At 45.1% G+C, this 12702-nt stretch carries 13 protein-coding genes; 9 read left to right on the forward strand and 4 right to left on the reverse strand.

The annotated features are described in order from the left end of the window. Window positions 1-5: 5 nt before the first annotated feature. On the forward strand, window positions 6-779 hold the full coding sequence (locus tag ACLWOR_RS09115) for an SDR family NAD(P)-dependent oxidoreductase (RefSeq protein ID WP_413940388.1): 774 nt from the start codon (window positions 6-8) through the stop codon (window positions 777-779). On the opposite strand, the gene ACLWOR_RS09120 is transcribed toward ACLWOR_RS09115, so the two are convergent. Next, window positions 774-2090 (reverse strand): HD domain-containing protein, encoded by a 1317-nt coding sequence (locus ACLWOR_RS09120; protein WP_413940389.1) that lies wholly within the window; start codon window positions 2088-2090, stop codon window positions 774-776. The two genes, ACLWOR_RS09115 and ACLWOR_RS09120, sit on opposite strands and share 6 nt — an antisense overlap. 142 nt (window positions 2091-2232) lie before the next feature. Between ACLWOR_RS09120 and ACLWOR_RS09125 the strand changes: the two genes are divergently transcribed. Both ACLWOR_RS09125 and ACLWOR_RS09130 read left to right on the forward strand, forming a co-directional pair. Continuing rightward, a complete protein-coding gene (locus tag ACLWOR_RS09125) occupies window positions 2233-2793 on the forward strand; it encodes a hypothetical protein (RefSeq protein WP_413940390.1) in 561 nt (186 codons plus the stop codon). Between the two features lie 102 nt (window positions 2794-2895). Next, window positions 2896-3633, forward strand: a complete 738-nt coding sequence (locus tag ACLWOR_RS09130) for a hypothetical protein (RefSeq protein WP_413940391.1) — start codon at window positions 2896-2898, stop codon at window positions 3631-3633. 3 nt (window positions 3634-3636) lie between these two features. Here the strand turns inward: ACLWOR_RS09130 and ACLWOR_RS09135 are convergent, their stop codons facing one another. Continuing rightward, window positions 3637-4908, reverse strand: a complete 1272-nt coding sequence (locus ACLWOR_RS09135; RefSeq protein WP_413940392.1) for a twitch domain-containing radical SAM protein — start codon at window positions 4906-4908, stop codon at window positions 3637-3639. 49 nt (window positions 4909-4957) lie between these two features. Between ACLWOR_RS09135 and ACLWOR_RS09140 the strand changes: the two genes are divergently transcribed. After that, a complete protein-coding gene (locus tag ACLWOR_RS09140) occupies window positions 4958-5995 on the forward strand; it encodes an inosamine-phosphate amidinotransferase 1 (protein WP_413940393.1) in 1038 nt (345 codons plus the stop codon). Here ACLWOR_RS09140 and ACLWOR_RS09145 read toward each other — a convergent pair. Beyond that, window positions 5992-7161 carry a twitch domain-containing radical SAM protein gene (locus ACLWOR_RS09145; protein WP_413940394.1) on the reverse strand — a complete coding sequence of 390 codons (1170 nt, stop codon included), beginning with the start codon at window positions 7159-7161 and terminating at the stop codon, window positions 5992-5994. The genes ACLWOR_RS09140 and ACLWOR_RS09145 overlap by 4 nt on opposite strands. Further along, entirely contained in the window at window positions 7121-8095 is a 975-nt protein-coding gene (locus ACLWOR_RS09150; RefSeq protein ID WP_413940395.1) for a hypothetical protein, read from the reverse strand. Before ACLWOR_RS09150 ends, ACLWOR_RS09145 begins: the two co-directional genes overlap by 41 nt. 156 nt (window positions 8096-8251) lie before the next feature. Between ACLWOR_RS09150 and ACLWOR_RS09155 the strand changes: the two genes are divergently transcribed. The 5 genes from ACLWOR_RS09155 to ACLWOR_RS09175 are packed head-to-tail and all read left to right on the forward strand — an operon-like array spanning window position 8252 to window position 12683. Beyond that, complete coding sequence (locus tag ACLWOR_RS09155; protein WP_413940396.1) at window positions 8252-9553, forward strand: twitch domain-containing radical SAM protein; 1302 nt, start codon at window positions 8252-8254, stop codon at window positions 9551-9553. Next, window positions 9550-10731, forward strand: coding sequence for a UDP-glucose/GDP-mannose dehydrogenase family protein (locus ACLWOR_RS09160; RefSeq protein ID WP_413940397.1), 1182 nt, complete (start codon window positions 9550-9552; stop codon window positions 10729-10731). Before ACLWOR_RS09155 ends, ACLWOR_RS09160 begins: the two co-directional genes overlap by 4 nt. Then, window positions 10728-11552: an NAD-dependent epimerase/dehydratase family protein gene (locus ACLWOR_RS09165; RefSeq protein WP_413940398.1), complete on the forward strand. Its 825-nt coding sequence runs from the start codon at window positions 10728-10730 to the stop codon at window positions 11550-11552. Before ACLWOR_RS09160 ends, ACLWOR_RS09165 begins: the two co-directional genes overlap by 4 nt. Beyond that, window positions 11539-12207, forward strand: coding sequence for a DegT/DnrJ/EryC1/StrS family aminotransferase (locus ACLWOR_RS09170; protein ID WP_413940399.1), 669 nt, complete (start codon window positions 11539-11541; stop codon window positions 12205-12207). The genes ACLWOR_RS09165 and ACLWOR_RS09170 overlap by 14 nt, the downstream gene beginning before the upstream one ends. Then, window positions 12198-12683, forward strand: a complete 486-nt coding sequence (locus tag ACLWOR_RS09175) for a hypothetical protein (protein ID WP_413940400.1) — start codon at window positions 12198-12200, stop codon at window positions 12681-12683. Before ACLWOR_RS09170 ends, ACLWOR_RS09175 begins: the two co-directional genes overlap by 10 nt. The last annotated feature ends 19 nt before the right edge of the window (window positions 12684-12702 follow it).

Genomic DNA, 12702 nt, shown 5'->3' on the forward strand with positions numbered 1-12702 from the left:
GGTTCATGGAAAACAGCTTGAATTTACATCAAAGAGTCGCCCTTATTGCGGGGCCTATGTCCTCCACTGTTTCAAGCATCGTGATGGGCTTGACTCGTTTGGGAGCAGATTGCGTTTTGCTTGATCCAGACAAAACTGTCGCTCCAGCCTTTATAAATCAGATCAATGACTCTCGCGAAATTAACGATCGTTATGGTCGTGCGAATGTCATTCAAAATGCCTTGAAAACTCAAGACGATCTGAAAGATGCTGTCGGCCGTGCCGCGCAAACTTTTGGTGGTCTCGATATTTACATCGATGCATTTATGATCCAGCAGCCGACACCGATCAGTTTTGATAAAATGTTTGATGGCTTAGATGGAATGCTCGAAAGAAACCTGAAAACTCCATTGATGCTGACTCAAAATGTCTTGGCCTATATGAAGGCTCGTAAAAAAGGTCGTGTGATCTTTTTGATGAATGAATCTCCGTCTAGTAAAATCAAAGATGACGTCTTAGGAACTGGTGTTCGTTCGGGCTTGTTGCAGTTTGCTTCGGCTTTGTCGAAACAAACTGCCGACTTTAATGTCACTGTGAATTCTATGTCCGTAGCTTTGACCGAAGAATATATTTTGGCTCATGATCCAGAGTCGAAATCAATCAAGGAAGCGATGGAAAAAATGAAGGCTCTGGATCCTTCTTTAAAAATCACAGAGCCTGATAAAATTTCGCAGACAGTGTCCTTCCTCGTCAGCCCTATGGGTGCAACGATGAATGGTCAGCACTTCCGCTTGTCATAGTTTACGGTCTTTCAATAATAATTCTGCCTGATGATAGTTCTCTGGAGCCACGTAAAGTCGATCGATGATACGTGCGCCTTCATAGCGTTTGAAAATCTCAGTTGATTCACTGATTGGCGCCGGTTTATTCCAGCGGTCATATTGATCCACAACAAAGATTTGTGCCGCACGCTCTTCAGGAGAGGCCGAATGATATTTCGACAAGCGCATCTTCGAGCTCGCGCGAATGGTTTCAATGCCTTCTTTTTCCAGAGCGGCACGGATTTGATCAGGACGTTCTGATTCGGTCGTATTGTGTTGCTCAAGAAGAACTTTGAATGGACGACGTTGGGCAATTCGTTTAGCCCATGGGTTTTCTACGCTCGCTAAATGTTCATGCAAGCGATAGTCGTTATAGCGTGTGTATTCGCTGATATCGCCTGGCAAAACAAATGTGCAATCAGGCGAGGTCAGATAACGATTGAGCATTTCTTCATAAATGATGGACTTGTGATGACAGTACACCATTAAATGCATGTGATGACGAGAGATCAAAAAGTCGTCGAATGAATAAAGAGCTCGGCGGTTCAAAGCCAAATACAATTTGTCGTCGACGCGGTAGAAAGTCATATTCTGGATTAACCAGTTGGTATCAATCTTTCCGTAGTTGGTGCCGCAGAAATAAGAATCGCGCTCAAGGTAATCCATACGATCCGCATCGATTTCACTGCTCACTAACTGTGAAAGAATCGGGCGGAAGTCGACACCTTGATCGATGAAGAAGTCATCAGGGCACTGCAAAGATTTATCAATCAAGCACGCGATATGCAGAGGCTTGATATCTTGGAAGGAACGAGAAATCGTTTCGGCGATCGGCGAATCTGTGACATATTTAATCGTATAGTCTTCATGATTCGCGCGACGATTTTTATACATGACCGTATCAGCAAGGGCTCCGGCCTTTTCTTGCTCATCGTAAATTTTAATTTTCAAATCCGCCAGAGGTGGCATCACTTGTTCAGTCGTGTGACTAAGAGGTCCGTGACCCACGTCGTGGAGAAGTGCTGCTAAACGCAGAACCTGGCGGAAGCGTGGCTTGACTGAAGGTTTTGAAAATGGATAAACGCGGAAGATAGAATCAAAAACTAAACCCGCTAAGTGTGCAACACCGATGGAGTGAAGATAGCGGTTGTGAGTGGCACCAGGAAAACTGAACTCTGAAAAACCGAGCTGTTTGATCGCGCGAAGACGTTGGTATTCAGCAGTGTCGAGGACTGCGACTTCGGGATCTGAGTAATAGATGGAGCCGTGAACGGGATCTCTGATTTCCATGTGAATTCTCCTGCCGCATTTTGGTTATGACGGCACCCTTGGGGACCTGTCAAGGATCAGGAATGACTGAAGAATATTTGATTTTTACCGCTACCGGTTGTGTCCTCAGATGCCATTTATCTACGATATGGCGGGGGGTTCTATGAAATGGCTCATCGTTTGCTCTGTTTTTCTCTATAGTTTTTGCACGTATGCGGCGTTGGATTATGGATTGGAGTTGGGAACTCGACAACAACAGGCCACCTTTTTACCAGCGGACCTGACTGGGAATGCGCAATGGGGTTGGCAATTTGGTGGGTTTGCACACTTGCCGATGGATGAAAAAGGCATGCTTCACGGGCGAACAGGATTGTTTTTTACCCAACGACCTCTCGAATCCGAGAGTGAGTCAACAGGCGAAAAAAATCGATACACCTTTAATTATCTCGATGTTCCCTTCGACCTTCTTTTTCAGGTAGCCGAAAAATTTGCGATCTATTTCGGGTTTGATGTTTCAATTAATATTGCCAGCGACTGTGATCTGGCTGGCTGTAAAGTGAATGGTGTGCAGACCCCGATCACTCCAGGGCATTTGGGATTTCTCTTTAAGTTCACTCCGAAATTTGGATTTAATTTTTATATGGAGTCGTACTACGGCCAAATATCAAAAGGAATTCAAGATTCAAATGCGGTTGGTCTCAATCTGACTTATTCTCTGAATTAAAATTTTCGCAGATTCTCTTATTGAGACACAGAAAAAGTGCGAGTTAAGGGCTCCGTTATAACTCCGATAAGTAGTTATATTGACTGCTTAAGGAGCGATTTCATGATTTCAAGAAAGAATCTCATCATTGCTTTGGGTGTACTTTCATTAGGCCTCAGTGGTTGTGAGGAGACCGATGCTGACAAAATAGGCGATGCGCAACTGTGCTTAGATAAAGCGACTTCTGCGACCGCCTCGGCGTGTCTTGATAAAATTGCAGGCATTGAAACTCCAGCGGCTTACGTGGTTCGCTGCTCGGCTGGTTTTATGGAAGAAGGATTCACGGATGCGCAACGTTTGATCGATGCTATCGAGCAGTTGGATGCCGGTGGTGATGGGACGACAGGTCTTATGAGCTTGATGGCGTTTAAGAGTAAATCTTCTGGCGTCTTGAATAAGGCATTTGCCGATCAAGTCTATTCTGACTGCGAAAAATCAAAACAAAAAAGTCTGACGATGATGGGTGCACTAGCAAAATCAGCCACGACTTTTGCCGCTATTGCCATTCCGGGACTGAATTCTGGAACGCCGGTTTCCGCAAATGATATTAAAGACGCAATTGATGATCTGCTTGGAACCAACGGTGGTTCTTATACCGGAGATCCGACTCCTGTGATTCAAGATATTGGTTCAGCTGTCACGACGACTTATTTGACGACTTGTACATCAGGTTCGTCTTCGACTTCTGATCTTTGCACAGAGATGACCAATGCAATCAACTCCGCTGGAGTTGATATCAATGATCCTGAATCGGTAGGTAACAAGATTCTCGAGCTTTGGTACGCAAGCACGGGGCAATAGGACCTAAGATTCCCAGTAATTTTTAATTTCCGAATAAAGTACACTTAGGTTTTGGATTTTTTGGTTTCGTCCCAGATCCAAGCGATGAGTGTACTTTTTAAATTTTTCAAACATGTCAGCGTGTGAAACCTGTTGCAGAGATTCCGCAACCGCAGAAAACTCTGTTCCTGTATAGAGAGCGACGAGCTTTTGCTTGATGGGTTGTGGGAGAGCGTAGATAGAGAGTTCCGCAGGGCCTCGTAAAATATGCCACGAGAAGTTCTTCTCAAGGCCCGGTAGATCCAGCGTGCGAACCCAAGCTGCCATTTCCTGTAGATAAAAGATATTATAGATTTGCACCGTCGTTGAGATCCAGATCTTCGCGCGCGGAACGGCTTTCCCAATTCTTTCGATGTTTCTTAAGATAGGAGCCGTCTTACTGGGATATCGGATATAGTCATTGATCTCGGGTGGACCATCGAGAGAAGCACCAATCTGAACATCGTGAAAGGAGGCCCAGAGCTTGAGGATTTGTTCAGGGACGACCGTGAGGTTGCTATTATAATCAAGACCGATATGCGGCGCTTGTTTGCTTTCCACGAGTTTTTCGAGCAAGGGAATATGGCTTTCGACTAACAGAGGTTCGCCACCGGAAAAGTGAATGCGGTGAAGTTTGTTTCCGCAGGATTGAATGAACTTTAAAAGGAGATCCTGCTCAGCCCATTTATAAATGTCTTTAATAGGTGTGACTTGTCCGTGCGAGTTTTCTTGAAGAACAACTTTTTCAAAATCATCTTGAAAACGTTCGCTTTCGTGTTGCTTCCATTCCTTGTACCATGCGCTGGATGAGGTGGGACCGCACATGCGACAGGCCAGATTGCATTTGTTCCCCAAACGAATCACCAGAGATTCAATCGGAGTTTCAGACGCAATGGTGCCATTTTCAGATGTGACACTTGCGACAAATTCATGAGTGAAATTAGGATGTCGAGCAAGTTCCATTTGGCGGCGGGAATGAATGCCGTTTTCTTCTTCTTGGAGGCAACGATAACATGACGATGAAATGTCTTTCCCATTCATCATGGCATCACGCAATTGCATTAAGGTCTCAGAGTTTCGCCATTCGTTGACGGCGTTAGGCGTCTCTATGTGCAGATACGAATTTTTGCTTTTAATCAGACCTTTTGACGGAGAAGACTGAGACACCGGACATACACGGAAATGCCCACTCGTGGTTACGCAAGGAGTTAGCCAAGGGAAAGGGCAAATGAAGTTTTCTTTTCCGTTTGTTTTCATCAATAATCAAGATGCATTGAATTTCACGACAAAGCAATAGAGGGAGACGATGTTGAAGATCAATTCTTGGGATGAATGGAGTCCGTTGAAAACTGTCATCGTTGGCAGAGCAGACGGGGCGCGCGTTCCTCGGGAAGATCGGAGTTTGCGTTCGATTTCTTTTGCGAATTATCGTGCGGATCAACCACTTCCCAGTGGTCCTTATCCTCAGGTGGTTATTGACGAAGCCAATGAGGATTTGGAGATTTTTTCAGACGAGTTACGAAAGCTGGGCATTCAGGTCTTGCGTCCACACCCGGTTGATACGGGATTAGAACACGGAAATTCGCACTGGCAAAGTGACTCCCAATATATTTATTGTCCGCGCGATTCGATGTTGGTTGTGGGGAACACGGTTTTAGCCTCTCCAATGCCGATTCGAGCGCGCGCCATTGAACATCGATTTTTTACACCTCTGTTACAAGATTTTGAGCATGATTTTATTTCGCCTCCTTTGGTGGAGCGTCGGGATTCCAGTTATCAGTTGCAGAATATTCAACCTGGCGTTCCGACTTTGCGGAATGAAGAAATCCTTTTTGATGCCGCCAATATTTTACGCTGCGGGTATGACCTTTTCTATCTTGTCTCTAATAGCGGAAACAAAATGGGGGCCGAGTGGTTGCAAAAAATTTTAGGCAATCAGTTCCGGGTGCATCCGCTCGAGGGAATTTATTCCTATATGCATATTGATAGCACGATTGCTCTTTTGCGTCCGGGCTTGGTGTTGCTTAATCCCGAACGCATTCATAAGGACCGCGTTCCCGAAATCTTTAAAAAATGGCAGATTTTGTGGAGTCCTGAGCCGGAAGAGTTTTCTTTTTATGCGCCCTATAACAACGCCAGTAAATGGATTGGAATGAATTTATTTATGCTCCATCCAGGACTGGCTGTGGTGGAGTCTTCGCAGACCGGGCTGATTCGATTACTTGAAAAAAACAAAATAGATGTTTTGCCTGTTCGTATGCGCCACCAGAGGACTCTTGGGGGCGGGGCTCATTGTGTGACGTTGGATTTAGTTCGCGATGGTGGGCCTAATTCTTATTTTTAGTTATCTATATATTTTTTAAAACGAAGGAAAAATTTTGTTCCACGGCTCTGATCGATTTTTTCACAATAATCGACAAGCTCTGATCGCGCGGGATTTTGTGCAGGTGGGCCATTGAGTTCTCTTTTGATTCCGTCGAACAACGGATCTGAATTTTCATTGAGTAATTGCAATGCGCGCTGCTGCTCATTTTTTGTCAGGTTTTGAATCGACAGAAATGAAGGAGATCGCAAAATGGACAGATGGGCCTTGCTGCGAGGGGAGTTGTTTCGAAGAGCATTCCACCAATTTATGAGCGGTAAAAGCTCAAACACATTTAAGATGCTGACTGTTGTATGTAAAATCAGCTGCAAGTTCTTTTGAGTTTTTGAGAGCTCCAGATAGAGCTTTGCGGTTGCCTCGATGTCATTCCATTTTGAAGGGTAGCGGATCATTTCATTTAAATCCGCATAACCATCAATGCTGAGAGAAAGGCGCACCTTTTGAAATTTTTGAAGTTTCGCCAGAACGTTGTCAGTAAAAACTCGCGTGGCATTGGATGAAATATGCAGCTCTACCTTTTCAGGGTGGGGCGTGTTCAAAATCAATTCTTCAAATTTTTTTGAGAAAGCAGGTTCGCCACCGATGACTTTAAGGATGCGCAAGCCGGTAAATTCAGAAATTGAATCGGCGATCAATGTATTTTGCTGGATCGTGTGCCATTGCCATCCGAGTCTTTGATATTCACTGGCCCAACCGCTGCTCGAAGCGGGGTTGCAGCTATGACAACGCAGATTGCAATGATTGCCGACGAAAGCTTCAGCGTTTTGGATCTTAGAAAGCTCTACAGTATCTGTAGATGGCAGATTCGGACCTATTTCTTCTAATGCGCATTCTCGTTCACTTTTAACGTGGATCTTTTCGTCTTCATGGCATTTATAACAAGATGATATTTGTTTTCCTTCGCGCATTTTGGAACGCCATTCGGAAAATTCTTTCGAATTCAAACTTGAAACGAGGGGTTCTTCTTTTGATGCGGGAACTCCAGGCTGATCAAAATAGTCAAAGCGACAACAAGGGTAAAGACTTTCGCCGTCTCGGTCCGAAAGTCCGTGCCACATCAGAGGACAATGAGTGGGAGCTCTCGACTTATCCAATGACCAGCCTCGATCCATTTTCAATTTCTTCATGAGTGGTATTTGCGCTCGTGTCCTCTCGGCGAAGGTGAGCAAGGACCTGGGAATAGGACATTTGTACTTCACCATCGGCGCCCGGCAAAAGTTTTTGCAGATAATTTCGACTTTGCTGTTCCAGGTCTCGGAGGGGTTTAAAGATGTCAACTTTGCCACGGAGTCGCGTGCCAAAGTGATGATAGTAAAGAAACGGTTTGCAGTAGTCGAAGTGATAGCAGTCTAGCATGTACCAACCGTACTTCGTAAAATCTTCGACGATGGAATCTGCGTACATAGAGAGTTCGAGTTCGGGGGAATAACTAAAGAACGAGGGGCAACCGGGACGATTTTGAGAAAGCATCCAGCGTGCGAAGGAGTGGCGTTCACGCCAGATCTCAAAAAACTCTTTTCCCTTTTTGCGGATCGAGAGTTCTCCATCTCCTAAAACCACATGTCCTTCAATTTTCGAGAGACCGAAGAGTAAGGTGTTAATTTGCGGACTGGTGCTTCCTGAAGTGCGGGCAAAACTTTCGAGATCATTTTCCCAGAACTGTTCCACATCAATATGGATCTTTTTATATTTAATCTGATGGTTTCTACAGAAATGATCGAGATGAAATAGTTCATCGCCATTCGTGGATGAGAGATCGAATGCCACGACTTCAAAGGGCCTTTTCGCCAGTAAAAAGGATTTCAAAACGACCTCACTATCGAGACCTCCACTGGCTAGAACTGTGACGGCGTGTCCTTTTGCGGAATCACTGATTTCTTCTGCTGTGCGAATGGCTTCTTCTTTGAAATTTCCAGGGGGACGCAGCGCATGTCCAAGATGCATGCGGAATTGATCTTGTGCATTTGCGCGCATAGCACCGCCGCTGTCTTTAAAAGACCAGCTAGTCGCGTTTTTTCCCGATATATAACCGAGTTGGATCATCTGCTCGACGTGCTTCATAAATCAATCCAGGGTTTCATTCTAGTTTGAGTTCATTCCTGTCAGATTTCAATGTGCATTTCGATTAAATCGGAAAAATCCCATTCTTAGAAAGTTGTGAGCGTGAGTGATTTATACTAGAGTGAGATATCTCTTGGATAAGGCTGAGGAAGCGAAATGAAGAAAAGCTTGATATGTCCCTTGCCATGGCTGTCACTGGCGGTGAGAAACGATGGTGTTCATCGCGTGTGTTGTCATGCCAATGTTTCAGAAGGGCGCGGAGTTTTAAGGGATTCTCAGAATCAAGTTCAGCGCGCGGATGAGCAGCCAATTGCAGAGGTTCGCAATAGCGAATCTTTAAAAGAAATTCGTCGGCAAATGTTAAAAGGGGAGTGGCCTGCGGCCTGTGGGCGTTGTCATCGCGAAGAATCGCTGGGCTTACGCTCAAAACGCATATACGCCAGTGAATTTCTCGATCTTCCGTTCCAAAAGTATCAAGACGGAACGGCTCAGGATGGGAGTATCCCTATTTCGGAATGGCCGATTGAAGATTTAGATTTGAGATTTGGAAACAAGTGCAATTTGAAATGCCGTATGTGTGGCCCCTCTGACTCAAATGCTTGGTATGGAGACTTTGAAGCCCTTCAGGGGCGAGCCTTTCAACCCGAAGGCAACTTCTCTTGGTATCAAGATGAAAGATTTTGGGAGCAGCTCTTTCAACAGACAGAGAAATTGCAGCATATCTATTTAGTTGGTGGCGAGCCGCTTTTGATTAAACAGCATTTTTCCTTCTTGCGACGGCTGGCTGATACAGGACGTGCCTCGCAGGTGACACTCGAGTACAATTCCAATCTGACAGTTTTGCCGGATGAAGTTTTGGAAATTTGGCGGTCCTTTAAAGAAGTAAAAGTGGGCGTCAGCGTTGACGGGTATGGAGAACTTAATAATTATATTCGCCATCCGAGTGTCTTTAAGAATATCGAAAACAATCTTTTGAAGCTGGATGCGGCTCCGATTCATTTGAACGCATGGATTGCCACAACGCTTTCGATCTACAATTTCTTGGATTTAAATGAGTTGTTGATTTGGAAAGTTCGCATGAATTTTAGCCGTGTGGGAGTTTCCAAAGAAAAGCCACTTATCACACCTCATTTTTTGCACAAACCGTCGCATCTTTCACTGAAGTGTTTGCCGGCGGCTATTAAAAATAGAACCAAAGAGTTGATGCCAAGACTTCGCCAAGATTTTGAGCACCGGTTGGCAGAATTTTCCTTACCAGGTCCTCTGGTTTCCAATTACTTGCGGCAATGGGATGATATTCACAGTTCGATTCTTAAATTTATGGAGGCGGAGGCGAGTGGTTCTGATGACTTTGCTAGATTTAAAACTTGGAATCAGGACCTTGATAAAATACGCAGCCAGACTTTCCAAAGTGTGATGTCACCACAATATCAAGCCGCTTTTGAAGGGCATTTATGAAAATTGGTTTTATTGGCCTTGGGAAATTAGGTCTGCCTTGTGCGGAAGTGATGGCGGGCAGCTTTAATGTCGTTGGTTTTGATACCGATAAAAAACGACACTCGGATAAGTTTTCCATCGTCGGGGAATTAAGTGAGGCTGTGCGTGGCCGGGACCTTGTCTTCGTCGCTGTACCAACTCCGCATCACAAGGACTATGACGGCAGTAAACCGAGCAGCCATTTGCCAACACGCGACTTTGACTACACGATTCTGCGAGATGTGATTTCTGCAATTGCTCGTTATGAACCGCAAGCACGTGTCGTCGTGATTTCAACGGTGTTGCCGGGAGTGATGAGATCACAGATTGCGCCTCTTTTGCCGCAAGGACAGGTTATTTATAATCCCTATTTTATTGCGATGGGCACTGTGAAAGAAGATTTCTTAAGTCCGGAGATGGTTCCTATCGGAACGAGCAACGGCGAAAGTGGTGCCGCGGCAGTTTTGATTTCCCTTTATCAAAAGCTTGTTCCCAATGCGCGATTGGAGTTAGGCACATACGAGGAAGCCGAAAGCATTAAGATTTTCTATAATACGTTTATCAGCTTCAAAATTGGTTTTGTGAACACGATACTCGATGTTGCTTTGAAGGTCGGTCACATGGATGTGGATCGGGTGACGGGAGCTTTGGCGAAAAGTACGCAGCGACTGATCAGTCCCTCTTATTTAAAAGCGGGATTAGGCGATGGGGGGCCCTGTCATCCACGGGACAATATTGCTTTGAGTGATATCGCTCGCCGTCTGGATTTGGGTTATGATTTGTTTGGTGCAATTATGCAAAGTCGTGAGGCGCAGGCTTTTCAATTGGCGCAGTTCCTTCGCATGCAATCTATGCCAGTGCTTATTGCTGGAGTCGCTTTCAAACCCCACACGACTCTGACTGATGGTAGTTATTCTTTGTTGGTCTCTCATTATCTGGAAGAAAGCGGAGAAAAAGTTCATCTTTATGACCCTGACGCAGGTTATGAGTCCCGTATTGAAGGGCGAGATGTGGCGGTTTTGTTAGCACATACACATTTGTACGAAAGAATTAAGAATCAGATTGGACGGGGGTCGGTTGTGATTGACCCTTGGCGCTCCGGTGTTTCAGAGAAAGACTTTAGAACAATTCCTTATGGTAACACGAGGGAACCGGCGTGAAAGTTCTGATTACGGGAGTTTTAGGCTATGTGGGCTCGGGACTTTTGGATTTGATTCCTGAGAGTGAGGGATTAGATCGTCATCCAGGGTCCTCTTTTCAATCTTGCATTTCTGATTTCAAAATTCCTGCCGGTGTCGAAACGGTTATCCATTTGGCTGACCGGCGACTTGAAGAATTAAATGCCGAAAATCTCGAGCATAACATCTCATTGCATGAAAAATTTATTCGTCAACTTGAACAACATCCTTCGATCAAGCGCGTGATTTTTTCTTCCAGTTGCAGTGTTTACGGATATCAATCGGGTGAACTTACTGAAGAGTCTTCGGTGATGGCGACCAGCTTTTATGCGAAATCGAAATTGGCGGTTGAGAATCTTTTGCAAACAAGTTCGTTGCCTTATGTGATTTGTCGATTTGGGACGGCATTTGGAGTCAGTCAGCCCATGCGTTGGGACCTTTTGCCGAATGCGATGGGTAAACATATTTGCAATAAAGAGCCGATTGAACTTTACGATCCGAATAGCATGAGGCCCTATACGCATGTATCTGATATCAGGAGAGGCCTTGTTTTTGCTCTCGAAAGGGCACCTTTACGAAGTGTTCTCAATTTCGCAGGTGAAAACGTTTCGAAGACGGATTTGCTGGATCAGATTTCAAGCTCTCTTCAAAAGAGGCCCCTTCGAGTAGACATCAACACAGATAAAAAAGATGTGCGCCATTACTGCGTGAGTTCAAAGGCAGTTTGTTCGCAGGGATTTAGTTTTCAGAATAGTATTCAGTCTGAGTTTTCACGGTGGAAAGAAATCTATGCAAAGAACTGAGTTATTAGAACTTGAAAAAGCGGGAGTTCGTTTTCAGCAACCCTTCGATGTTGTGCGAATGTTTGAAAGTGAAATAGCTAAACTCACGGGAGCTCCTTATGCCGTGGCGACGGACTGCTGCACACATGCTATTGAACTTTGTTTAAGATATTTAGGTATTCGCGGAACGGTGCGGGTTCCAACGCGCACCTATCCGAGTGTGCCGATGACACTTATTAAGCTTGGAATTGAGATCGAATGGAGTTCTGAGACTTGGAAAGATGAGTATGCTCTCTCGCCTTCTCCGGTGGTGGATTCAAGTTTGCTGTTAGCTCCGAAAATGTTCCGATCTGGTTTGTTTCAGTGCTTAAGCTTTCATACCAAGAAGCACCTGCCAATTGGAAGGGGCGGAATGATTCTGACCGACAATGCGGCGGCGGCTGATTGGTTGCGGAAATCGGCGTATGATGGACGAGATCTCGACAAACTTTGGAAGGACGATCCTATCGAGCAAATTGGGTATCACTATTACATGACTCCAGAAGATGCCGCGCGAGGATTGCTCCTTTTGCGAGGATTGGATCCGCAAAGGAAGCATTCTTTAGGCGGTAGTGACAATTACCCTGATATCAGCCAATGGCCCGTTTTTAAAAAGAGAGAAATAAAATGCCAGTAGAATACGATAGTCCTTATCAGAAGCTCTGGGATGCGGGAATTGGAAATCCTGCGGCTTCCGTAGTTGTTGAGGTGGGGCTGAACGACGGGCGTGGGATTTCTCGATTGAAAACGCGTTTTCCGCAGGCTCGCATCTTTGGAATTGATGAACATCAAAGAACTCCTGACTATAAGACTTCATTTGATGAGTTGGCCTCTTCGCTTCGTGGAGTTGCGACACTTATGATTGAGCGAAGTCCATTGCCGTTTGCGTGGCCTTTTGCGTATGACTTTTGCGCGATCGATATTGGCTCGGATCCAGATAATAATTTTGCCAATATCCAGTATTGGCTAAAATATAAAAAGCCAGAAGGTGTTTTGGCAATGGTCGTTCCACGCAGCACACCCGAACGCCTCGAACGTAAAGAAAGATTGGTGCAACGTCTTCAAGAGGCTGGGATATCTTATCGTGAAGTCTTTAATTGGTTTGTATTTTAGGAACTCGTCGTTTGAGTTG

This window comes from Bdellovibrio sp. HCB2-146 (assembly GCF_047345725.1).
Taxonomy (GTDB): Bacteria; Bdellovibrionota; Bdellovibrionia; order Bdellovibrionales; family Bdellovibrionaceae; genus Bdellovibrio.